21 protein-coding genes are annotated in these 22785 nt (G+C 73.0%); 11 read left to right on the plus strand and 10 right to left on the minus strand.

What is annotated here, in order from left to right:
- Positions 1–96: 96 nt before the first annotated feature.
- The 4 genes from EJG53_RS05970 to EJG53_RS05985 form a co-directional block, all read right to left on the minus strand.
- Positions 97–2271: a 3-hydroxyacyl-CoA dehydrogenase NAD-binding domain-containing protein gene (locus EJG53_RS05970; RefSeq protein ID WP_125043962.1), complete on the minus strand. Its 2175-nt coding sequence runs from the start codon at positions 2269–2271 to the stop codon at positions 97–99.
- Between the two features lie 32 nt (positions 2272–2303).
- Positions 2304–3518 carry an acetyl-CoA C-acetyltransferase gene (locus tag EJG53_RS05975; protein ID WP_125043963.1) on the minus strand — a complete coding sequence of 405 codons (1215 nt, stop codon included), beginning with the start codon at positions 3516–3518 and terminating at the stop codon, positions 2304–2306.
- A gap of 122 nt (positions 3519–3640) precedes the next feature.
- Positions 3641–4783: an acyl-CoA dehydrogenase family protein gene (locus tag EJG53_RS05980; RefSeq protein WP_125049187.1), complete on the minus strand. Its 1143-nt coding sequence runs from the start codon at positions 4781–4783 to the stop codon at positions 3641–3643.
- A 75-nt stretch (positions 4784–4858) separates the two neighbouring features.
- Complete coding sequence (locus EJG53_RS05985; protein WP_125043964.1) at positions 4859–6088, minus strand: CaiB/BaiF CoA transferase family protein; 1230 nt, start codon at positions 6086–6088, stop codon at positions 4859–4861.
- 373 nt (positions 6089–6461) lie between these two features.
- Between EJG53_RS05985 and EJG53_RS05990 the strand changes: the two genes are divergently transcribed.
- Entirely contained in the window at positions 6462–7199 is a 738-nt protein-coding gene (locus EJG53_RS05990) for an MgtC/SapB family protein (RefSeq protein WP_125043965.1), read from the plus strand.
- Positions 7200–7247: 48 nt separating this feature from the next.
- Positions 7248–7679 carry a phosphatase domain-containing protein gene (locus EJG53_RS05995; RefSeq protein ID WP_125049188.1) on the plus strand — a complete coding sequence of 144 codons (432 nt, stop codon included), beginning with the start codon at positions 7248–7250 and terminating at the stop codon, positions 7677–7679.
- Here EJG53_RS05995 and EJG53_RS06000 read toward each other — a convergent pair.
- The gene (locus tag EJG53_RS06000) at positions 7664–9166 is read right to left on the minus strand and encodes a sialate:H+ symport family MFS transporter (RefSeq protein ID WP_125043966.1); all 1503 of its coding nucleotides are present in this window, start codon (positions 9164–9166) and stop codon (positions 7664–7666) included. The two genes, EJG53_RS05995 and EJG53_RS06000, sit on opposite strands and share 16 nt — an antisense overlap.
- Positions 9163–10128: a dihydrodipicolinate synthase family protein gene (locus EJG53_RS06005; RefSeq protein ID WP_125043967.1), complete on the minus strand. Its 966-nt coding sequence runs from the start codon at positions 10126–10128 to the stop codon at positions 9163–9165. The genes EJG53_RS06000 and EJG53_RS06005 overlap by 4 nt, the downstream gene beginning before the upstream one ends.
- Positions 10129–10395: 267 nt before the next feature.
- Here EJG53_RS06005 and EJG53_RS06010 point away from each other — a divergent pair, with 267 nt between their 5' ends.
- A complete protein-coding gene (locus EJG53_RS06010) occupies positions 10396–11613 on the plus strand; it encodes a saccharopine dehydrogenase family protein (RefSeq protein ID WP_125043968.1) in 1218 nt (405 codons plus the stop codon).
- A gap of 53 nt (positions 11614–11666) precedes the next feature.
- Here the strand turns inward: EJG53_RS06010 and EJG53_RS06015 are convergent, their stop codons facing one another.
- Positions 11667–12395, minus strand: coding sequence for an endonuclease V (locus EJG53_RS06015; protein WP_125043969.1), 729 nt, complete (start codon positions 12393–12395; stop codon positions 11667–11669).
- 169 nt (positions 12396–12564) lie between these two features.
- Here EJG53_RS06015 and EJG53_RS06020 point away from each other — a divergent pair, with 169 nt between their 5' ends.
- Complete coding sequence (locus tag EJG53_RS06020) at positions 12565–13128, plus strand: GNAT family N-acetyltransferase (protein ID WP_125043970.1); 564 nt, start codon at positions 12565–12567, stop codon at positions 13126–13128.
- A 30-nt stretch (positions 13129–13158) separates the two neighbouring features.
- Here EJG53_RS06020 and EJG53_RS06025 read toward each other — a convergent pair whose 3' ends face one another.
- Positions 13159–13812 (minus strand): TetR/AcrR family transcriptional regulator, encoded by a 654-nt coding sequence (locus EJG53_RS06025; RefSeq protein ID WP_244955004.1) that lies wholly within the window; start codon positions 13810–13812, stop codon positions 13159–13161.
- Positions 13813–13948: 136 nt separating this feature from the next.
- Here EJG53_RS06025 and EJG53_RS06030 point away from each other — a divergent pair, with 136 nt between their 5' ends.
- The 4 genes from EJG53_RS06030 (at position 13949) to EJG53_RS06045 (ending at position 16696) form a co-directional block, all read left to right on the plus strand.
- Positions 13949–15139, plus strand: coding sequence for a cytochrome P450 (locus EJG53_RS06030; RefSeq protein WP_125043971.1), 1191 nt, complete (start codon positions 13949–13951; stop codon positions 15137–15139).
- A 5-nt stretch (positions 15140–15144) separates the two neighbouring features.
- Positions 15145–15360, plus strand: a complete 216-nt coding sequence (locus EJG53_RS06035) for a ferredoxin (protein WP_125043972.1) — start codon at positions 15145–15147, stop codon at positions 15358–15360.
- Between the two features lie 316 nt (positions 15361–15676).
- On the plus strand, positions 15677–16195 hold the full coding sequence (locus tag EJG53_RS06040; RefSeq protein ID WP_125043973.1) for a hypothetical protein: 519 nt from the start codon (positions 15677–15679) through the stop codon (positions 16193–16195).
- 198 nt (positions 16196–16393) lie between these two features.
- Positions 16394–16696: a YciI family protein gene (locus EJG53_RS06045; RefSeq protein ID WP_031002534.1), complete on the plus strand. Its 303-nt coding sequence runs from the start codon at positions 16394–16396 to the stop codon at positions 16694–16696.
- Here EJG53_RS06045 and EJG53_RS06050 read toward each other — a convergent pair.
- Both EJG53_RS06050 and EJG53_RS06055 read right to left on the minus strand, forming a co-directional pair.
- Complete coding sequence (locus EJG53_RS06050; RefSeq protein WP_125043974.1) at positions 16669–17520, minus strand: nucleotidyltransferase family protein; 852 nt, start codon at positions 17518–17520, stop codon at positions 16669–16671. The genes EJG53_RS06045 and EJG53_RS06050 overlap by 28 nt on opposite strands.
- A 181-nt stretch (positions 17521–17701) precedes the next feature.
- Positions 17702–19120, minus strand: a complete 1419-nt coding sequence (locus EJG53_RS06055; RefSeq protein ID WP_125043975.1) for a sugar porter family MFS transporter — start codon at positions 19118–19120, stop codon at positions 17702–17704.
- A 379-nt stretch (positions 19121–19499) separates the two neighbouring features.
- On the opposite strand from EJG53_RS06055, the gene EJG53_RS06060 reads away from it, so the two are divergent.
- The 3 genes from EJG53_RS06060 to EJG53_RS06070 all read left to right on the plus strand — a co-directional run bounded on the left by EJG53_RS06060 (position 19500) and on the right by EJG53_RS06070 (position 22697).
- Entirely contained in the window at positions 19500–20411 is a 912-nt protein-coding gene (locus tag EJG53_RS06060) for an SIS domain-containing protein (protein WP_125043976.1), read from the plus strand.
- Positions 20412–20650: 239 nt separating this feature from the next.
- Positions 20651–21535, plus strand: a complete 885-nt coding sequence (locus EJG53_RS06065) for a class II fructose-bisphosphate aldolase (RefSeq protein WP_125043977.1) — start codon at positions 20651–20653, stop codon at positions 21533–21535.
- Positions 21536–21893: 358 nt separating this feature from the next.
- The gene (locus EJG53_RS06070; protein ID WP_125043978.1) at positions 21894–22697 is read left to right on the plus strand and encodes a DeoR/GlpR family DNA-binding transcription regulator; all 804 of its coding nucleotides are present in this window, start codon (positions 21894–21896) and stop codon (positions 22695–22697) included.
- Positions 22698–22785: the final 88 nt, after the last annotated feature.

The raw sequence follows: 22785 nt of genomic DNA on the forward strand, positions 1-22785 counted from the left end.
CCGGTGTCTGCACCCCGGCCGGGCGCTGACCGGCCGGGGCCGTGGTGGTGCGGACCCGGCACCGGCCGGGCCGCACCACCCCGCGTCTCACGCGTCTCACGCGTCGCTGAACTTCTCCCCCTTCTCCGCCTTCTCCACCAGCAGCGCGGGCGGCGCGAACCGCTCCCCGTACACCGCCTGGAGCTCGCGGGCACGGGCGACGAACCCGGGCAGTCCGCCCTCGTAACCGTTGATGTACTGGATGACGCCGCCGGTCCAGCCGGGGAAGCCGATGCCCAGGATGGAGCCGATGTTGGCGTCCGCGACGGAGGTCAGCACGCCTTCCTCGAAGCAGCGGACGGTGTCCAGCGCCTCGGCGAACAGCATCCGCTCCTGCATGTCCCGGAACGGGATCGCGGCGCCGGCCTTGGTGAAGTGCTCGCGCAGGCCCGGCCACAGGCCGCCCCGCTTCCCGTCCTCGCCGTACTCGTAGAAGCCCCCGCCGCCGCTGCGGCCCGGCCGCCCGAACTCGTCCACCATGCGGTCGATGACGGTGTCGGCCGGGTGCTCCGGCCAGGTGCCGCCGGCCGCCTCGACGGCCCGCCGGGTCTCGTCACGGATCTTGCGCGGGAGGGTGAGGGTCAGCTCGTCCATCAGGGACAGCACCTTGGCCGGGTAGCCCGCCTGGGCCGCGGCCTGTTCGACCGAGGCCGGCTCGATGCCCTCGCCGACCATCGCCACACCCTCGTTGATGAAGTGGCCGATGACGCGGGAGGTGAAGAAACCGCGCGAGTCGTTGACGACGATGGGGGTCTTGCGGATCTGCCGCACCAGGTCGAAGGCGCGGGCCAGCGCCTCGTCGCCGGTCTTCCCGCCCTTGATGATCTCGACCAGCGGCATCTTGTCGACGGGCGAGAAGAAGTGCAGGCCGATGAAGTCGGCCTCGCGCTCGACGCCTTCGGCGAGGCCGGTGATGGGCAGGGTGGAGGTGTTGGAACACAGCAGCGCGTCGGGGGCGACGATGTGCTGGATCTCCTGGAACACCCGGTGCTTGAGGGAGGTGTCCTCGAAGACCGCCTCGATGACGGCGTCGCAGCCGGCCAGGTCCTGCGGGTCGGCGGTGGGGGTGATGCGGGCGAGGAGTTCGTCCCGCTTGGCCTCGGTGGTCCGGCCACGGCTCAGCGCCTTGGCGAGCAGTCCTTCCGAGTACGCCTTGCCCTTCTCGGCCGCCTCCAGGGACACGTCCTTGAGGACGACCTCGATCCCGGCCCTGGCGCAGGAGTACGCGATACCGGCGCCCATCATGCCGGCGCCGAGGACGGCGACCTTCTCCACCGGGCGCGGCGCGATGTCCTTGGGGCGGCTGGCGCCGGAGTTGACGGCCTGGAGGTCGAAGAAGAACGCCTGGATCATGTTCTTGGAGACCTGGCCGGTGACCAGCTCGACGAAGTACCGCGCCTCGATGGTCTGCGCGGTCTCGAAGTCGACCTGGGAGCCCTCGACGGCCGCCGCGAGGATGTTGCGCGGGGCCGGGTAGGGGGCGCCGTTCAACTGCTTCTTCAGGTTGGCCGGGAAGGCGGGGAGGTTGGCGGCGAACTTCGGGTGCGCCGGGGTGCCGCCGGGGATCTTGTAGCCCTTGACGTCCCAGGGCTGCTGGGCCTCGGGGTGGGCGTCGATGAACGCGCGCGCCTTCTCGGTCAGTTCCTCGGGGGTGGCCGCGACCTCGTGGATCAGGCCGTTCTCCAGGGCCCGCGTGGCGTTGTACTGGGTGCCCTGGAGCAGCACCTTCAGCAGCGCGTCGGCGATGCCCAGCAGCCGGACCGTACGGACCACGCCGCCGGCCGCCGGGAGCAGGCCGAGGGTCACCTCGGGCAGGCCGATCTTGGTGGCGCGGGTGTCGAGGGCGACGCGGTGGTGGCAGGCGAGCGCCAGCTCGTAACCGCCGCCGAGGGCCGCGCCGTTGATCGCCGCGACGACGGGCTTGCCGAGGGTTTCGATGCGGCGCAGGTCGCGCTTGATGCCCTGCCCCGTCTCGAACGCCTGCTGGGCGTGCTCGGGCGTGACGGCGATCAGGTCGCGCAGGTCGCCGCCGGCGAAGAAGGTCTTCTTGGCGGAGGTGAAGACGACGCCGCGTACGGTGTCCCGCTCGGCCTCCAGGCGGTCGGCGACGGCGGTCAGCGACGCCTTGAAGGCCGCGTTCATCGTGTTGGCCGACTGGTCCGGGTCGTCCAGGACGAGGGTGACGACGCCGGTCTCGTCCTGTTCCCAGCGGATGGTGGTGGACTCGGTCATGGTGGGTGCTCCGGGGTGGGGTCGGACGGGGGTCAGACGCGCTCGATGACGGTGGCGATGCCCATGCCGCCGCCGACGCAGAGGGTGGCCAGGCCGTACCGCTTGTCCTGGCGCTCCAGTTCGTCGACGAGGGTGCCCAGGATCATCGCGCCGGTGGCGCCGAGGGGGTGGCCCAGGGCGATGGCGCCGCCGTTGACGTTGACCTTGTCCAGGCTCAGCCCCATGTCCTTGACGAAGCGCAGCACGACCGCGGCGAACGCCTCGTTGATCTCGACCAGGTCGATGTCGTCGATGGTCAGTCCGGCCTTGGCCAGCGCCTTGCGGGAGGCGGGCGCGGGGCCGGTGAGCATGATCGTGGGCTCCGAGCCGGAGACCGCGGCGGAGATGATGCGGGCGCGCGGGGTCAGGCCGTAGCGCTCGCCGACCTCGCGGGAGCCGATGGCGACCAGCGCCGCGCCGTCCACGATGCCGGAGGCGTTGCCCGCGTGGTGGACGTGGTCGATCTTCTCGATCCAGTGGTACTTCTGCAGGGCCACCGCGTCGAAACCGCCCATGTCGCCGATGGTGGCGAAGGACGGCTTCAGGCCGGCCAGCGAGTCGGCGGTGGTGCCGGGCCGCATGTGTTCGTCGTGGTCGAGGACGACCAGGCCGTTGCGGTCGGTGACGGGCACGACGGAGCGCGCGAAGCGGCCGTCCTTCCAGGCCGCGGCGGCGCGCTCCTGGGAGAGGGCGGCGTACTCGTCGACATCGCGGCGGGAGTAGCCCTCGATGGTGGCGATGAGGTCGGCGCCGATGCCCTGCGGGACGAAGCCGGTGTCGAAGTTGGTCATCGGGTCGGCGAACCAGGCGCCGCCGTCGGAGGCCATCGGGACCCGCGACATCGACTCGACGCCGCCCGCGAGCACCAGGTCCTCCCAGCCGGAGCGGACCTTGGCGGCGGCCATGTTGACCGCTTCGAGGCCGGAGGCACAGAAGCGGTTCTCCTGGACGCCGGCGACGGTGTCGGGCAGTCCGGCGGCGATCGCCGCGATCCGGGCGATGTCCGAGCCCTGGTCGCCGACCGGTCCGACGACGCCGAGCACGATGTCGTCGACGGCGGCCGGGTCGAGGTCCGGGAAGCGGCGGCGCACCTCGTGGATGAGGCCGACGACGAGGTCGATCGGCTTGGTGCCGTGCAGCGCGCCGTTGGCCTTGCCGCGGCCGCGCGGGGTGCGGATCGCGTCGTACACGTACGCTTCGGAAGTCACGGTGAGCAGCCTTTCAAGCTGGCGTTTCGGGTGCGGCGGGGGTGGGGGTGGGGGTGGGGCCCGGGGCGGGTTCGGGGGCGCGGGCGGGGCTCCGGGGGTCGGTCCGGGCCGGGCCGGGCCGGTCAGCCAAGTATCGAGCGGCCGATGATCTCCTTCATGATCTCGGTGGTGCCTCCGTAGATGGTCTGGATGCGGCCGTCGGTGAAGGCCCTGGCGACCGGGTACTCGCTCATGTAGCCGTATCCGCCGTGCAGTTGCAGACAGCGGTCGGCGACGCGCTTCTGGAGTTCGGTGGCCCACCACTTGGCCATCGAGGCGTGCACGGCGGAGAGGGTCCCGTCGGAGTGGTCCACGATGCAGCGGTCCAGGAACTCGCGGGTGACGGCGCACTCGGTGGCCATCTCGGCGATCTCGAACCGGATGTGCTGGAGCTTGGCGAGCGGCCGGCCGAACGCCTCACGCTCCTTCACATACCGGGTGGTGATCTCCAGCAGGTGTTCGGCGGCGGCGATCCCGGCCACCGCGATGCCCATCCGCTCCTGGGCGAGGTTGGTCATCAGGTGGACGAACGCGCCGTTCAGCTCGCCGAGGAGGTTCTCCTTGGGCACCCGTACGCCGGTGAAGAACAGCTCGGCGGTGTCCTGCGACTTCTGGCCGATCTTGTCCAGGTTGCGGCCGCGCTCGAAGCCTTCCGCGCCCCGTTCGACGACCAGCAGGCTCAGTCCGTGCGCACCGCCCTCGGGCGTGGTCTTGGCGACGACGATGACCAGGTCGGCGAGGATGCCGTTGGAGATGAAGGTCTTGGAGCCGTTCAGGACCCAGTGGTCGCCGCGGTCCTCGGCGGTGGTGCGGATGCCCTGGAGGTCGGAGCCGGCGCCCGGCTCGGTCATGGCGATGGCGGTGATCGTCTCGCCGCTGCAGAAACCGGGCAGCCAGCGCCGCTTCTGCTCCTCGGTGGCGAGCTGGGTCAGGTACGGGCCGACGATGTCGTTGTGCAGGCCGACGGCGAGCCCGGCGGCGCCGGCCCGGGTGAACTCCTCGGCCAGCACGGCGGCGTAGCGGAAGTCGGGGTTGCCGCCGCCTCCGTACTCCTCGGGGACGGCCAGGCCCAGCAGGCCCTGCTTGCCCGCCGCGCGCCAGGCGTCGCGGCTGACGATGCCGTCCTGCTCCCACTGGTCGTAGTGTGGCAGGACCTCCCGGTCGAGGAAGGTCCGTACGGTGCGGCGGAAAGCCTCGTGGTCCTCGGTGAAGATCCGGCGCTCCAACTGCGCGGTCATCGCGGGGTGCCTCCTCGGGTCCGGCAGGGTCCGGCCGGGGGCCGGCGGGGGTCGGGTGCGGGGTCAGGGGTGTCCATCAGTCCTCCGGTCTCGGAGACCGGGGCGGGCGTCCGCTGCCCGGGTGCCGTCCGGCCAGGCCGTCCCGCGGTCTGCCCCGGAAGCCGGATCGCGGCGGTCGGTGAGCGCCGGGACGTCCCAGTCGCGGGCCACGTCGACGGTGTCGGCGCCGGGCTGGGCGGGCGGCCGGCGGATCGTGCCGGGGGTGGCGGAGAAGCGCGGGGCCGGTGCGGGCTGGGTGATGCCGCCGTGGTCGGCGAAGGTGCCCCGGGCGGCGAGGTGCGGGTGGCCGGGTGCCTCCCGCAGCGAGAGCACCGGCGCCACGCAGGCGTCGGACGCCTCGAAGACGGCCGTCCACTCCGCACGCGTACGGGTCTTGAAGCGGGCGGCGATGGCGGTCCGCAGGTCTTCCCAGGCGGCCAGGTCGTCGCGGGCGGGCGCTTCGTCCGCGATGCCGAGCAGCCGGACGAACTCGCCGTAGAAGCGCTGTTCCAGGGCGCCGACCGCCATGTGGCCGCCGTCGGCGGTCTCGTACGTGCCGTAGAACGGCGCCGCGCCGTCGAGGAGGTTGGCGCCGCGGCGGTCCTGCCAGCCGCCCGCGGCGAGCATGGCGTGGATCATCGAGGTGAGGTGGGCGGTGCCGTCGACGATGGCCGCGTCCACGACCTGTCCTCGGCCGCCCTCGGTCTGGGCGTGCCGGAGCGCGGCCAGGACACCGACGACCAGGTAGAGGGAGCCGCCCGCGTAGTCGCCGAGCAGGTTGGCGGGGACGGCGGGCGGGCCTCCGGGCGGGCCGATCATGCCGAGCGCGCCGGTGACGGCGATGTAGCCGATGTCGTGTCCGGCGGTCCCGGCCAGCGGCCCCTGCTGGCCCCAGCCGGTCATCCGCCCGTACACCAGCCGTGGGTTGCGCTCCAGGCAGGCGTCCGGGCCGATGCCCAGGCGCTCGGCGACACCGGGGCGGTACCCCTCGATCAGCACGTCGGCGCGCTCGGCGAGGTCGAGCACCTGGCCGGGCCCTTCGGCGGACTTCAGGTCCACCAGCACGGAGCGTTTGTTGCGGTTGGTGAGGTCGTACGCCGGGTCGACGCCGAGGCCGGAGCCGCCGGGCCGGTCGACGCGCACCACGTCGGCGCCGAGGTCGGCCAGGAGCATCGCGGCGAACGGACCGGGCCCGATGCCGGCCAGCTCCACCACGCGTACCCCGCTCAGCGGGCCGTTCCCTGTCCCTGCCATCGGGCCCCCTGAGCTCCGCAGCACTGTGACACTTCTGATGTAACACTCGCGATGTTAAGAACGTGTTCCACTTTCCACAAGCCCCCACGGCACCGGACCGGTACGGAAAAAAGCCCGTGGCGGCGGTGGTCAACTCCCACCGCCGCCACGGGCCTTCACGCGTCACCTCACCAGTGGCGCGCTCCCCCGTCGGAACCGGCGATGGCCCCGCACACGGATATGGACCGCCGCACCATCGCCCTCACCCCTCCCGCTGCTCCGGACCGGCCGTCCGCCGGTCACCGGGCGACCGTCCGCCGATCGCCATGAGAACCACGCTAGCGGCGACCACTGACAACGGCCCGTAAGCCGATCATGGAGGGACAATGGCCGAATGCCTCACACGCACCTCGCATCCCCGTTGTTCGACATCAGCCACGGTCAGGGCCTCCGCCAGTTCGCCGAACTGGCCCTGGCGCTGGTCCTCTCCTCCCTCATCGGGCTGGAGCGGCAGGTCCAGCAGAAGAGCGCGGGACTGCGGACCCACACCCTCGTCGGCGTGGGCAGCGCGCTCTTCATGGAGGTGTCGGTCCACGGGTTCTACGCACTGCTGGGCACGGACGGCGTCGCGCTGGACCCGTCCCGGGTGGCCGCGCAGATCGTCTCGGGCATCGGTTTCATCGGCGGCGGCCTGATCTTCGTGAAGAAGGACGCGGTACGGGGCCTGACCACCGCCGCGACGATCTGGCTGACCTGTGCCATCGGCATGGCCTGCGGGGGCGGCCTGCCCCTGCTGGCCCTGGGCGCGACGCTCGTCCACTTCCTCGTGGTCCGCGGCTTCCCGAAGCTGTTCTCGGGGCGGCGGCGCGCGCCGTTCGTCGAGCGCGTCGAACTGCGCCTGAGCTACCGTGCCCAGCACGGTCTGCTGGGCCGGATGCTGGAGATGTGCACCAGCAGCGGCTTCCAGGTGACCGACGTCCAGGTGGAGACGGGCTCGGACGACCAGGTGCCGGCCGAGGTGCTGCTTCGGCTGGAGGGTCCGGGCTCGGCGCACGCGCTCGTGGAACAGCTCACGGAGCTGGACGGCGTACGCGGGGTGTCCCTGGGGCGGGAGTCGGACCGTACGGAGTGACGGCCTGGGACAGGTAAGCAGGAAACAGGAAGCAGGGGAGGCGGCGTGGTGAGCACGGTCTGGCAGGACACCGACGCGGGGGTGCTGCGGCTGCCCTCCGGTCGCGCGGTGCGGGGCCGTGGCCTGCGCCGCCCGCTGCCGCCGGGCCCGGCACCGGACTTCGCCGTGTACCTGCTCGGCAAGGAGCCGCCCGAGGTGCCCTGGGAGGCGCGCTGGCTGCGCTGGCCGGACTTCCGGCTGCCGAGCGACCGCGCCCTGGCCCGGGAACTCTTCGGCGAGGTCTGGGAACGCGCGGAGACGGAACGGGTCGAGGTCGCCTGCGGCGGCGGCCGCGGCCGTACCGGCACGGCGCTGGCCTGTATTGCCGTCCTGGACGGGGTACCGGCCGGGCAGGCGGTGGACTTCGTCCGCGGCAGCTACGACCACCGCGCCGTCGAGACGCCCTGGCAGCGGCGGTACGTACGTCACTTCGGGCGCTGACGGCCGGACCCACCCGCCGAGCCTGCCCCGGCCCCGGCTTCGGCCCCGGCGGGCACCAGGTGATCCCCCACCGTCTCGCGGTTCAGCAGGCGCGCGAGCCGCACCGGTACGTCGCCGCCCACGAGGACGATGACGACCAGCGTCAGCCCGAAGGTGAGCACGGCCAGCGCCCGGCCCAGTGTCATGCCCTCGGCGAGCCGGGCGCCGAGCACCGGGGCGACCGCCCCGCCGAGCGCGCCGACGTTGTAGACGAAGCCGAGCGATGCCGCGCGGACCGCGGTCGGGAAGTGCCCGGCGATGTACTTGGGCAGGATGCCCGAGATGCCCTGGCCGAGGGCGAGCAGCCCGAAGAGCAGGACGCCCAGGGCGACCAGACTGTCCTGGACGGCGAACACCGGGAAGACGAACGCGAGGGAGAGCAGCAGCGTCCCGGCGTACGCGCGGCGGGTGCCGAACCGGTCCCCCGCGAAGCCGGCCAGCCAGCAGCCCGCCATCGTGCCGAACCCGGCGTAGAACATCACGTCCGCGACCTGGGCGGGCGCGTACCCCAGTTCGGTCTTGAGGTAGGTGGGCAGCAGGGCCTGCACGGGCCAGCTATACAGGAACGCGCAGAACACGGTGAGCGTCAGGGACACGTACAGCACCCAGCCGCGCCGCCCGCCGAGCTGGACGGCGAAGGCGGTCAGGCAGAGCGCGGCGAGCGCCGCGAGCCAGGGGGTGTATCCCGCACCGGCCGGGGTGAAGACGCAGAAGAGGGCGGCGGACGCGACCGCCGCGAGCAGGACGTTCAGCCGCCGCCTGGCACGTCCGGCGAACAGCGGGCCGAAGGGGCGGGGACGTGCTCCGGCCGCTTCGACCTCCGTGCTCCAGTCGCCCGCCTCCGGGAGCGACCTGCGGACCCAGAGCGCCACCAGTACGGGCAGCACCCCGATCCAGAACATCCAGCGCCAGCCCCACTGGGGCACGACCCACTGGTAGAGCTGGGCGGCGAGCACCGTGCCGCCCGCGTAGCCGGATATGAGGAAGCCGGAGGCGCGGTTGCGCAAGGGGGCGGGCCAGCTCTCCAGGACGTACGTGGCACTGGCGCTGTACTCCCCCGCCATGCCCATGCCGATGACCAGCCGGGCGGCGAACAGGCTGGTGTAGTCCCAGGCGAACCCGCAGGCGAAGGTGCCGAGGGAGTACAGCAGGATGCTGGCGATCATCGCGGCCTTGCGCCCGTACCGGTCGCCCGCCGCGCCGAGGAGCGCCCCGCCCAGCCAGCGGGTGATGAACGCGCCGGACACCAGGGAGGCCGCGCCGGCCGTGCTCAGTCCGAACGTGCCGGCGATCTCGGTCAGCACGAGGGTGATCAGGACGAAGTCGAAGCCGTCCAGGAGGTAGCCCACCCAGGCCGCGAGCATCGCCTTCCACTGGCGGGGCGTCACCTGCCGGTACCAGGGCGGGCGCCGGTCCCGGTTCCGGCCCTTCGCGGGGCGCGGCCTCACAGCAGTCCGGCTTCTTCCAGACACCGCCGGACCGTGCCGACGGCGGCCTCGTCCAGCGGGAGCTGCGGCGGCGCGGTGGCCGGGCAGTCGATCACGCCCTGGAGGTGCAGGGCCGCCTTGAAGGCGCCCAGGGCGGAGGAGTTGCGGCCCATCACCGCCGGGTCGCCCGCGTCGGTGAGGGCGAAGAGGGCGGCGAGCCGGTCCTGTTCGGCGGCGGCCTCGCGCCAGCGGCCCGCCGCGGCGTGCTCGTAGAGGCGTACGTAGCCGTGCGGATCGACGTTGCCGAGGCCGGGGACGACTCCGTGGGCGCCCGCCAACAGGGCGCCGTCCACGGTCAGTTCCGATCCCGTGAGCACGGAGAAGTCCGGCACCTGGGCGCGGACGCGCACCAGCAGGCGCCGCAGCGCCCCGTCCTCGCCGCTGCTGTCCTTCAGACCGGCCAGCACGCCGTCGCGGGCGAGCGTGAGCACCGTGTCCAGCGGGAGTTTGGTGTGTACGGCCATCGGGATGTCGTACGCGAACAGCGGCAGGTCGGCGCCGTCCCGTACCCGGGTGAAATGGTCGGCGATCTCGGCGGGGTGGGTGCGGGTGTAGAACGGCGCGGTGGCCACGACTGCGTCGGCGCCCAGGCTCCGGGCGGTGCGGGCGTGTTCCAGGACCCGGGCGGTCGTCATGTCGATGGCTCCGGCCAGTACGGGCAGCCGCCCTCCGGCCGCCTCGATCACCGTCTCGACGACGGTGCGGCGCTGCGCGTCCGTCAGATAGGCGGCCTCACCGCTGGAGCCGAGGACGAAGAGCCCGCTGACCCCGGCGCCGACGAGCCGGGTGGTGAGCGCGGCCAGCGAGCGAGTGTCGACCCGGCCGTCCGGGGTCAGCGGGGTGCACAGCGGCGGGACGACGCCGGTGAGCGGCGCGGGGAGCCGCGCTGGACGGGGCCCGGAGCGCGGCGCGGGTGGGGGCATCGGTGACCAGCTTTCTGCTCGTGCCGCGTGCCGGCCGGGGACCGGGTGCGGCCCGGTCGGCCGGGGCGTCGCGGCCGGCCGCCCGGCCAGGAACATTCCGGACGTCGGACGTCCCATGTTGGCGGACGTGCGGGTGAATGTGGTCCAGCCGCCCAGGCGTGTCAAGACCGCCCGCGCAGGCCACCTCGTTGACGGACGACCGGCCGCTGCCTAGCGTGGCGCCGCACCGGCCGGCGCCACGGCCGGGGAACCGATGCGGAGGCAGGCGTGAGCGCACGGCAGGACACCGCAGCACGACCCCACGACCTGGTGCTGTTCGGCGCCACCGGATTCGTGGGGCGGCTGACCGCCGCGTACCTGGCCCGGCACGCCCCCGAGGGCTGCCGCTGGGCGCTGGCCGGCCGCGACCTCGGGAAGCTCGAACGGCTGCGGGACGATCTGGCGCGGACCGATCCGGGCTGCGCGGACCTGCCCCTGCTGTGCGCCGACACCGAGGACCCCGGCTCGCTGCGCACGCTCGCCGCGAGCACCCGCGTGCTCGCCACGACCGTCGGCCCGTACCTCAGTTACGGGGACGCGCTGGTCGCCGCCTGCGCGGAGGCGGGTACGGACTACGCCGACCTGACCGGTGAGGCGGAGTTCGTCGACCGGACGTATGTGCGCTACGACGCGGCGGCGCGTGCGTCGGGCGCCCGCCTGGTGCACGCCTGCGGCTTCGACTGCGTACCGCCCGACCTCGGCGTGCACTTCACGGTCGGCCAGTTGCCGGCCGGTGTCCCGCTGCGCGTCGACGGCTTCGTACGGAGCAACGGCTCCATCTCCGGGGGCACCCTGGCCTCCGCCCTGACGGCGGCCTCGCGCCCGCTCGGCATGGTGCGCGCCGCCCGCGACCGGCAGCGTCTGGAGGGACGGCCGTCGGACCGTACCGTACGGGCGCCGCTCGGACGGCCGTACCGCAACGGCGTCGTACGGGCCTGGGCCGTGCCGCTGCCGACGCTCGACCCCCAGATCGTCGCGCGCTCGGCGGCCGGACTGGAGCGGTACGGGCCCGACTTCACCTACCGTCACTTCGCCGCCGTCAAGTGGCTGCCGGTCGCCGTGGGCGGTGTGCTGGGCGCGGGCGCCGCGTGCGCGGTCGCGCAGGTGCCGCCCGCGCGCCGCTGGCTGTCGGGGCGGCTGGCTCCGGGCGCGGGGCCGGACGAGGAGCGCCGGGCGCGCAGTACGTTCTCGGTGCGGTTCGTCGGTGAGGGCGGCGGCCGGCGCGTCCTGACGGAGGTCTCGGGCGGCGACCCGGGGTACGACGAGACGGCGAAGATCCTCGCGGAGTCGGCGCTGAGCCTGGCCTTCGACGATCTGCCCGCGACGGCCGGGCAGGTGACCACGGCGGTCGCGATGGGTGACGCGCTGACCGGGCGGCTGCGGCGGGCGGGCATCACGTTCCGGGTGGTCGCCGAGTCCATCTCGGGGGCGAGCGGGGTGCTCTGACGGGCGGCGGGCAGCCGAGTGGTCGGTGGTCCTTCCGGCCGCCCGGCGCGCCGTCAGCCGGCGCGAGCCTCCGACAGGGCGCGCCGGCACAGCGCGTCGGCGGCCCGGGTCGTCTCGGGGATGCGGTACCGGGGCGACAGATGGAGGGTGTGCGCGCAGGCCCGGTCGAGGTCGACACGGTGGCCCACGGACACGAAGACCGGCTTGACGCCCTTCTGCGTACGCAGGGCCCGCCCGACCACCTCGTCGCGGCCGTCGGCGGTGCCGTCGAGCAGGGGTGAGGACGCGCCGCGCTCCTCGCCCGGCAGTTCGTAGCGCGAGGTGAAAGGATTCTTGGCGACGCCGATGGTGGGCAGGCCGGTGAGCACGCCGAGGTGGCTGGCGAGGCCGAAGCGGCGCGGGTGGGCGAGCCCGTAGCCGTCGCAGACCACCAGGTCCGGTGTGCGGCCGAGGCGGCGGAGGGCGTCCACCACGGTGGGGATCTCCCGGAAGGCCAGCAGTCCCGGCACGTACGGGAAGGCGACCCGGCCCACGGCGGTGGCCTCCTCCACGACCGCGAGGGTGACGCCGTCCAGGGCGACGGCCGCCGCGGCCACCAGGTCGCGTTCGTCGTCGTAGGCGACGTCCACACCGACGACCGTTCCGGCGAACCCCGGCTCGGGCCCGGACTGCGCGGTCCGTACCCGGGCGCGCAACCGGTCCTGGGTCGCGAGCGCCGCGGCCTCGTCGGTGGGCCAGTGGGCCAGTTCGTCTTCGAGGGAGAGCGTGGCGTCGTTCGTCATGGTGGGGCAACGGTATCCAACGGGCGGGCGGGTAATTCGCTGTGGGCCGCGACGGCCGTGTGTGATGATGCGCGCGGCGCGCGGCCGGTCGCGACCGGTGGCCCGCGCGACGGAGCCCGGTCCGTGCAGGCGCACAGGAGCGCGGAAGCACAAGTGCTGTGGAGCGGGAATGTTTGCGATATCGCTGGGCGACGACGGTGCCGAACTGCGGCCCCTGGAGCCGTACCACGCGGAGGAGTACCTGGCGCACATGGAGCGCGGCCGGGAGTACATCGGCCGCTGGATCCCCCTGCCCGACGTCAGCACCGACCTCCCCTCGTCCCGGGCGTTCCTGCAGTCGTACGCGGACCGGGCCGCCGCCGACCGGGGCCGGCTGTACGGGATCTGGGCGGACGGCACGCTCGTCGGCGGCGTCCTCTTCGGCTCCTTCGACACCGCCACCGGGAACTGCGAGGTCGGCTGCTGGCTGGAGGAGACGGCCGTCGGGCGCGGGCTCGTGACGCGGGCGGTGCGGGTGATCCTCGACTGGGCGGTCGAGGAGCGCGGCATGCACCGCGTGGAGTGGCGGGTGGCCCCCGGGAACACGGCCAGCATCAGGCTGGCCGAGCGGCTCGGGATGGTACGGGAGGGGGTCCTGCGGGAGAGCTATCCGCTCCGCGGCGTACGCCTCGACGGGGAGGTCTGGTCGGTGCTGGCCCCGGAGTGGCGCGAGCTGCGGGCGGCCGGCCGGTGACCTGGGGCGCGCCCGCCGTACCGGAACCGGTCACCCGGGTGGCGGCGCCGCGCGCGGCAGGTCCTCCAGCAGGGTGCCGAGCGCGCCGGTGACCAGCGCGCAGACGGCGTCCGGGTCGGCGTCGGCCAGCGGCTGCTTGCCGACGACCACCCGCATCAGGCCGATGCCGAGCATCCACGACAGGGCGAGGTCGGCGCGCAGCCCGCGGTCGTCGGCCGTGCTGAGCGTGGCGAGCACGCGCGCGTAGTCGTCCCCCATCTCCCGTACGGCGGTGGTGATCTCGTCGCTGTCCCCGATGGAGCGCAGGAAGGTCTCCAGGGCGCGGTCCCCCGGGTCCCCGCCCCGGTGGCCGAGCATGCCGCGCAGCGCCACCTCGAACAGTTCGCCGGGCGGGGTGCTGTGCAACTGCTCCTGGCCGCCAAGCGCCACCACCTCGCCGAACAGGGCCTTCTTCGACCCGAAGTAGCGGAAGAGCAGAGCCTGGTTGACCCCGGCCCGCTCCGCGATGTCGCGTACGGTCGCCCGCTCGTAGCCCCGCTCGGCGAACAGCGCGGCCGCCGCTTCCAGGAGCAGCAGACGGGTGCCCTGGGCCCCACGGCGCCGGGGGGCGCCGTCCGTTTCCGGCGCCGAGACCGATTCGTCCGGCACCCGGTCCGTACCGGCCACCGGCTCGCTCTCCTCCATCGGCGTACTCCTCTCGTCCCTTTCCGCGTCCGCGGGGTCCGACGCCCCGCCAAGGCGGAGATCGCGCAAGGCCGTTGACCGTACCAAGAACCCCCCTCTACTTTGTAAGCAGTTGCTTACACGAGGGAGGCCCCCGGTGACCACAGCCGACACGATGCCCCTTGCCTACCCGTTCAACGAACCCGACGGACTGGCCCTGTCCGACACCTACGAACAGATCCGTGACCAGCCGGGACTGCTGCGGGTGCAGATGGCGTACGGCGAACCCGCCTGGCTCGCCACCCGCTACGCCGACGCGCGGCTGGTCCTCGGCGACCGGCGCTTCAGCCGCGCGGAAGGGCTCAACCACGACGAACCGCGGCAGGCCGAAGGCCAGCGCAACAGCGGCATCCTGAGCATGGACCCGCCCGACCACACCCGGCTGCGCACCCTCGTCGCCAAGGCGTTCACCGTCCACCAGGTGGAGAAGCTGCGGCCGTGGGTACGGGAGCTGACGCACCAGCTCATCGACGAGCTGGAGGCCGCCGGACCGCCCGTCGACCTCGTGGACCGCTACGCCCTGCCCATCCCGGTCGCGGTCATCTGCCGGATGCTCGGCGTGCCCGAGGAGGACCGGCCCAAGTTCCGCGCGTGGAGCGACGCGGCGCTGTCCACCAGCTCCCTGACGGCCGAGGAGTTCGAGGCCAACCGGGAGGAACTGCGCGCCTACATGGCGCAGTTGATCGAGGATCACCGCGTCACGCCGCGGGACGACATCATGACGCGGCTGATCGAGGCCCGGGACGTCGGCGACCGGCTCAGCGAGCTGGAACTGATCGACCTGTGCGTCGGCATCCTGGTCGCCGGACACGAGACCACCGCCACCCAGATCCCCAACTTCGTCCTCTCGCTCCTGGACCACCCCGGCGAACTGGCGCGGCTGCGCGCGGAGCCCGCGCTCGTCAAGAGCGCCGTCGAGGAACTGCTGCGCTTCGTACCGCTGGGCAGCGGCGCGGGCTTCCCCCGCTACGCCACCGAGGACATCGAGGTGGGCGGCACGCTCGTCCGGGCGGGTGAACCGGTCCTGGTCGCCGTGGGCGCGGCCAACCGGGACGCACTGCGCTTCGACGAGCCGGGCACTCTCGACATCGCCCGCGACGGCAACCAGCACCTCGGCTTCGGACACGGGGTGCACCACTGCCTCGGCGCGCCGCTGGCCCGGCTGGAGCTCCAGGAGGCGCTGATCGCCCTGCTCACCCGCTTCCCCGGGCTGCACCTCGCCGGGGACGTGGTGTGGAAGGACCAGATGCTGGTCCGCGGCCCGCGCGAGATGCCGGTGGGGTGGTGAGCCGGATGACGTGGAAGGCCTCGATCGACGGGCAGCAGTGCATGGCGTCCGGGATGTGCGCCGGCATCGCCCCCGGCATCTTCGTCCTGGACGGGCCGCACGCCCGGCCGCTGAAGGAGGAGATCCCCGAGGACGAGGACGCGCTGGACGCGGCCGACTCCTGTCCGGCCATGGCGATCCTGATCCAGGACGGTGACACGGTGGTGGGGCCGCGGCCGTGACGGGGCGGGCGTGAGGTACGGGTGAGGCGGGGCGGACACGCAGTCAGCGGGCCGCCCCGAACGGCCTACGGGACGCGGCCGCCCCTCACCCGTCTGCCCCCGCCCGGCGCGGACGAATCGCCGACCGCGTGTCGGCGCAGTGACCTGCCGCAACGCCACCCGGTACGGGCCGACACGCCGGAGGGCGGCACCTTACCTGACGAAGCCTCACCGGGCGGGGACGGCGCGCCGAGGCTTATCTCAAATGCGTCAGCGCGGATCCATCCGACCCACCGCGGCGCACCCGTGCCGCCTCCGCGCTGCCGGAGGATCAACCATGCGTCCCACCCGCATCATCGCCGCTTCCGGCCTGACCATCGCCGCGCTGGGCCTGTCGACCGGTGCCGCGCTCGCCAAGCCGGTGGCCTCCACCAGTCCGAAGCTGGTCGGTCCCGGCGGAGCCGTCACCGTCACCGTCACCTGCGACACGGGCAAGGCCCAGCGCATCGCCGCCTCCTCGCAGGGCTTCCGCAGCGGCACGATCTGGCTCCACCGCACCCACAAGCACGGCAAGACGTACCGCGGGACCGCCCGGGTGGCGTCCCAGCTCACCGGCGGACCGAACCACATGGGCCGCTACTCGACCTGGGGCGTGAACGGCGACTGCCCGGACGGCAAGCAGTGGATGACCACCTTCAAGACGGACGCCAGGCTGCCGCACGGCAAGGTGCACACGGGCGTCGGCAGCACCAGCAAGGACTCCAACACCACGGAGATCGTCGCCGGTGCCGCGGTCCTGGCCACCGCGGCAGTCGGTGGCACCTACTTCCTGCGCCGCCGCCAGAACAACTCCTGACGGCCTGCTCCACCGGTTCCCCTTGTTCCACGGCGCTTGAGCCGCTGTGCCCGTGCCGGGTCCCCACCTCCCGGCCCGGCGGGGCACAGCGGCCCGGGCAGGTGCCGGGCGAGGCGGGCAGCCGTACCGGGGTACGTGGCGGTACCCGGGCACGGGTTGCGGGCCGTGCGGTGATCATCGCCGCCTACCATGGCACTCATGTTCGTACTGGAGCTGACCTACACCGCGCCGCTGGAGCGCGTCGACGCCGCCCTGCCCGACCACGTGGCATGGCTGAAGAAGCACTACGCGGCCGGGCACTTCCTGGCCGCCGGGCGCAAGGTGCCGCGCGACGGCGGCGTCATCCTCGCGTCCGTCGCGGACCGGGCGACGGCCGAGCGGATCGTGGCGGAGGACCCCTTCACGGTCGCGGGCGTCTGCGACTACCGGATCACCGAGTTCGTCGCGACCACGACGGCGCCGGAGCTGGAGCCTTACCGGGAACAGCTACCGCCGTCCTGAGCGAGCAGCGCGCCGATCTCCTCATGCAACGCGGTCGGCACCTCGGTCCCCCAGCGCGCCGCCGCCTCGCCGGCCAGCTCCCGGCTCCACTGCCAGCTAGCCCGCGCCGCCGTCCTTACGGCCGGGAGCACGGCGGGCGCAGTGGTCGCCGTGTAACGGTCGCGGTCGGCGGCCGGCAGGTCCTGTTCCAGGGCGCGGCTGGGGGTGAGCCAGTGTGTGGTGGCCCCCCGCAGCAGGCGGCACAACTGGAGCTGCTGCGGGGCGACGACCGAGTGCATCAGGGCGTGTGCGCGGGCCGTCTCGCCGCGCTCCAGGACGTGGGCGAGCATCAGCGTCCACTTGGTGAGCTCGTCGGTGAGCTGCTGAGCGGTCGGACCCGGCTCGGGCGGGCAGGGGTCGGCGAGGTGGCGGGCCGCGGCGGTCAGCCGTCCGTCCCGGTCCAGCAGGACGGCGGCGCCGGGGTCCGGCAACTGGACCATGCCGCGCCAGGTGGGCACCTCGTCGATGCCCGGACCGGCGGCCACCAGGTGGAACTCGCCGCGCATCAGATCGTCGAAGACAACCGCCAGGATGCCGTACATGTTGGTGTAGGCCAGCTTCAGCGGGGCGATGCGCCCCACGAACTCCCGGCCGTCGAAGGTGTCGGCGTGCGCGTCGCGGACGTACAGATACGCCTCGATGTCGGAGTGGGCGTCGGCCTCACCGAGGGTCCACGAGCCGTAGAGCAGGACGCCCTCCAGCCGGGGTTCGGCCGCGGCCAGCTCGCGCAGGCGCGCGACGCGGCGGTCGAGGGCGGGGCAGGACGATACGGGTGTGCGCGGCATGGGTGGTGTCTCCTGAGCAGGTGCACGGGCATACGGACGGACACCACCGGCCCGGCGGCACCCGCCGGGCCGGTGGTTCTGGACTCACGTCCGGCTGCTCAGATGAAAATGCCCATGGGCCGGATCGTACGGCCGTGCCCGGAGCGGGACCAGCGGTTTTCCGCGCGGCCGGCCCTCGGCCCTACGGGGCCGGGGTGGGCCAGCGCCCCCCGTTGAGCCAGAAGCCTTGAATTTCCTCCAGTTGCCGCCCCTTGGTCTCGGGGGCGGTGCACGCGGCGAAGACCAGCGCGCCGAGCGCGAGGACGCCGAGGCCCGCGAAGGTCGTCGCGGCCCCTGCCCAGGACATCAGGGACGGGAAGAACTGCGCGATGAGGAGGTTCGCGACGAGGTCGGCGGTCAGCATCGCCGACGCGCCGGTGGAGCGGAGCTGGGCGGGGAACGCCTCACTGGCGTACACCCAGATCAGCGAGCCGAAGCCGAAGTTGAAGGCGGCGGTGAAGAGCAGGACGGCGCCGAAGCCGATCCACGTGCCGGAGCCCTTCAGGTCACCGAAGCCGAACACCGCGGTCAGGACGCCGAGCATGGCCGCCATCGTGGCGATGCCGGAGAGCAGGACGACGCGACGGCCGAGCCGGTCGATGACGAGGATGGCGAGGACCGTCGCGGCCAGGGAGGCCAACTGCACGAAGGAGGGCAGCAGGAAGTTCTGGCCGTCGCCGGTGAACCCCATCTCCTCGAAGATCTGCGGGCTGTAGTACGTCACCGCGTTGATGCCGGTGATCTGGCAGAAGAAGCCGAGCCCGAGGACGAAGAGCGTGGCGCGCGCGTAGGGCTTGCGCAGCAGCGAGCGCAGCGACCCGCCGCTCTCCTCGGCCAGGGCGGCCCGGACCGCCTCGGTCTCGGCGTGCGGGTCGACGTCGGGGTCGGTCAGTGTCATGACCTCGACGGCCTTGTCGGTCCGGCCCTTGAGGACGTACCAGCGCGGCGTGTCGGGGAGCCGGAACAGCGGGATCAGCACGAGGGCGGCGGGGACCGCGGACAGGCCCAGCATCAGCCGCCAGTGGCCGCCGTCGGACAGTCCCCAGTTCACGAAGTACGTGAGGGCGATACCGGCGACCGTGGCGACCTGGTACGCGGCCACCGAGGCGCCGCGGGTGCGCGCCGGTGACGACTCGGCGATGTACAGCGGCGCGGCCACGATCGAGATGCCGATGGCGACGCCGAGCAGGAACCGTACCGCGTCCAGGACGACGACGTTCGGGGCGAGCGCGGAGAGCGCCACGAAGACCGTGTAGGACCCGGCGACGATCAGCATGGCGGCCTTGCGGCCCAGCGCGTCGGCCAGCTTGCCGCCGATCAGCGCGCCCAGGATCGACCCCAGCACCAGGATGCTGTTGACCAGGCCCTTCTCGGTGTCGCTGAGGTGGAAGTCCTTGCTCAGGAACACCAGGGCGCCGGAGATGCTGCCGGTGTCGTAGCCGTAGATGACGCCGACGACGGCTCCGGTGAGGGCGAAGAGCCGGCCGGTGCGCCGGGGCGGCGGGCCCTCGGGGCCCGGCGGCGGGGACGGTGACTGCGTGGAGCGCGTTGCAACGGACATGGGGAGTCCTTTGTGACGACTGTCGGCGGAACGGCCTTGCTGCGTGACGATCACCGCGGCAGCCGCCGGTGGACGGCCGGTGACCGGACGTACCGCCCGGAGCCGGCGCGGGCAGCGCTGTCCGACGGCCGCCGCCCCACTGCGGCTGCATGAGTGATCTTGCGAGTATTCGGCTCCCTTCAGTCATGTGTCAACAGTCACCCGGGGAGGCCGGGCCCCTCGCATACCTCCTGTACGGAGCGCCAGTTCACTGCTCATCCCTTCCCGCCATACGGGCACTCCCACCCTTCCGAGGGATGGATTACGCCGCAGGGCGTGCGTAGAGTTGCTTGCAATCGAGCATGATGTTGCAAGTTCACGCAGACAACTGGAGGGTGTCGTGAGCGGGACCTCGTACATGGAGCAGGAGCTGCGCAGCCAGCCGGACACCTGGCGGGAGGCGGCACGGATCGCCGGCGCGGACACCCCGCTGCCCGGCGCCGGCGAGCGGGTCGCGGTGGTGGGCTGCGGCACCTCCTGGTTCATGGCGCAGGCGTACGCCGCCCTGCGGGAGGATGCCGGGCTGGGGGTGACGGACGCCTTCGCGGCCTCGGAGGCGTTCCTCGGCGCCGACCGGGGCTACGACGCCGTCGTGGCGATCACCCGCTCCGGGACCACGACCGAGGTACTGCGCCTGCTGGAGCAGGTGAAGGGCCGCATTCCGACGGTGACCGTGCTCGGTGACCCCGACACCCCGGCGACCGCGCTGTCGGACGCGACGGTCACCCTGCCGTTCGCCGACGAGCAGTCCGTGGTGCAGACCCGGTTCGCGACGACCGCGCTCGCGCTGCTGCGGGCCCACCTCGGCGAGGACCTGTCCGGCGCGGTGCGCGACGCGGAGGAGGCGCTGACCGCTCCCGTGGAGAAGGAGTGGCTGGACGCCGAGCAGTTCTCCTTCCTCGGCACGGGCTGGACGTACGGGCTGGCCAACGAGGCGGCGCTGAAGATGCGGGAGGCGTCGCAGAGCTGGACGGAGTCCTACCCCGCGATGGAGTACCGCCACGGCCCCATCTCCATAGCGGCACCGGGCCGCGTGACCTGGGTGTTCGGCCCGGTGCCGGAAGGTCTGGAGGCGGAGGTCGCCCGGACCGGCGCCGGGTTCGTGCGGCACGGGCGCGACCCGCTGGCCGACCTGGTGCTGGTGCAGCGGATCGCCCTGGAGCGGGCCCGCGCCCGCGGCCTGGACCCCGACAACCCGCGCAGCCTGACCCGGTCGGTGATGCTCACGGCGCCGGAACCGGCGGCCGGGTAGCGGGGCGGGCGGCCGTACGGGCCGGACGCACCATACGGGCCGGACCGTACGAGTTGCGCCCGGGGGTCCGCCGCCCCACTCCCCCGCCCGGCCCCACTCGCACCACCCTCCGCCTTCAGCGCCCCGGACCGTGCACGCCCCGCACCCGTCCCGTCCACACGAACCGCCGGAAACGATCGCGCTCCGCGCTCCGTGTTCCGTGCCCCGCATTCCGTGTTCCGCAAGGGAGTCAAGCCCCCATGCCCCTCGTCCCCACCTCGTCGATCGTCACCGCCGCCCGTGAGGCGCGGGCCGGCGCCGCGGCGTTCAACGTCATCCACCTGGAGACCGCCGAGGCTCTCGTCACGGCCGCCGAGCGCAGCGGCTTCCCGGTCATCCTCGGCATCAGCGAGAACTGCATCCGCTACCACGGCAGCCTGCTGCCCATCGTCCGCGCCACCCTCGCGCTCGCCGAGGCGTCCCCCGTCCGGATCGCCGTGCACCTGGACCACATCACCGAGCCGGACCTGGTGCGGGAGGGGGTCGAGGCCGGGGTGCGGTCGGTGATGGTGGACGCCTCGGCCCTCCCGTACGAGGAGAACGTGGCCGCCACGGCGGAGCTGACCGCCTGGTGTCACCAGCGCGGCGCCTATGTCGAGGCCGAGCTGGGCGAGGTCGGCGGCAAGGACGGTGTGCACGCGCCCGGTGCCCGTACGGACCCCGACGAGGCACTGGCGTTCGTCCGGTCGACCGGGGTGGACGCGCTGGCCGTCGCCGTCGGCTCCTCCCACGCGATGCACGAACGCACCGCAGTCCTGGACAAGGAGCTGATCGGGGCGCTGGCCGGGAAGCTGCCGGTGCCGCTGGTGCTGCACGGCTCCTCCGGCGTGCCCGACGACGAACTGCGCCGGGCCGTCGCAGCAGGTATGACTAAGATCAACATCTCCACCCATCTGGTCTCCGTCTTCACCCGCAGCATCCGGGACACCCTGGACGCGGACCTGACCCTCGTCGACTCGCGCAAGTACGTGAAACCGGCACGCGAGGCCGTGGCCCAGGAGGCCGCCCGGCTCCTGGCCCTGCTCGGCGCCCCGGCCGCGGTACCGGGCCAGTCGGCAGCCGCGGAGGCGCCCGTGCAGAAGTGACGCGTGTGGAAGTGAGCCGGGGGCCTCCGGGGGGCGTGCGGCTCCGACGGAGGGTGCGCTTGGGGGCGTGCGGCTCCGGCGGAGGGCTGACGGGGTGCGCGCCTCGGTGGGGTGCCCGCTTCGGGGGCGTGCAGCTCCGGCAGGGTGGCTACGGAGTGTGTGCTCAGTGGGGTGTGCGCTCGGTGGGTGTGCGCTCCGATGGGCGGGCGGCGCTGGACGGGGCCCCCGGCACCTGCCGCGAAAGCGTTTGCGTACCCTCCCACCAGGGGGTGTATGTGGCGCCTGCTCCCCCTGCCCCCGGCCGCCGAAGGGCTTCCCGACATCACGCAGGCCGCCGGAGAGGACTTAGGCTCGCGCCATGAACCGCCATGAACGGATGAACGCCCTCCTTGAGCTGCTCGGCGAACGTGGCCGGGTGGAGGTCGAGGAGGCCGCGTCCCGGCTGGAGGTGTCGGCCGCGACGATGCGGCGCGACATGGACGCCCTGGCCGACCAGCAGTTGCTGACCCGCACCCGGGGCGGCGCGGTGCTCAGCTCGGTGGCGTACGACCTGCCCATCCGTTACAAGCAGGCGCACCACGCCGCGGAGAAGGAAGCGGTGGCGCAGGCCGCGGCGAAGCTGGTCGAGCGCGGCGACGTGGTCGGCCTCAGCGGCGGCACCACGACCACGGAGATCGCCCGGGTGCTGGCCACCCGGCCGGAGTTCGCCGAGGCGGGACCGCAGCCGCATCTGACCATCGTCACCAACTCGCTGAACATCGCCAACGAACTGGCCGTACGGCCGCAGATCAAGATCGTGCTGACCGGCGGCGTGGCGCACTCCAGGTCGTTCGAACTGGTCGGCCCGTTCAGTGAGCTGGTGCTCCAGCAGATCTCCGTGGACATCGCCTTCATCGGCGCCAACGGCATGGAGCCGGTGATGGGCGCGACCGTGCACGACGAGGCGGAGGCCCGGATCAACCGGCTGATGGCCGAACGGGCGCGGCGCGCCGTGGTCGTCGCGGACTCCTCCAAGATCGGCGCCCGCTGCTTCGCCCGGGTCGGCGGCGCGGACGTCTTCGACACCCTCATCACGGACAGCGGCGTGCGGGATTCCGTCCGGCGGGAGTTCGGCGAGCGGGGCCTGCGCGTGGTGGCGGCCCGGCCCGCCGCCGACGACTGACCGGCAGCCGCGCGAAGATCCTCCGGCGTACGCCTGAAGGCCGCGGCATCGCGCCTCCCGCGCCGCGCCTCGTACCCCGCAGGCCGTG

The sequence above is a fragment of the Streptomyces chrestomyceticus JCM 4735 genome (assembly GCF_003865135.1).
Classification (GTDB): domain Bacteria; phylum Actinomycetota; class Actinomycetes; order Streptomycetales; family Streptomycetaceae; genus Streptomyces; species Streptomyces chrestomyceticus.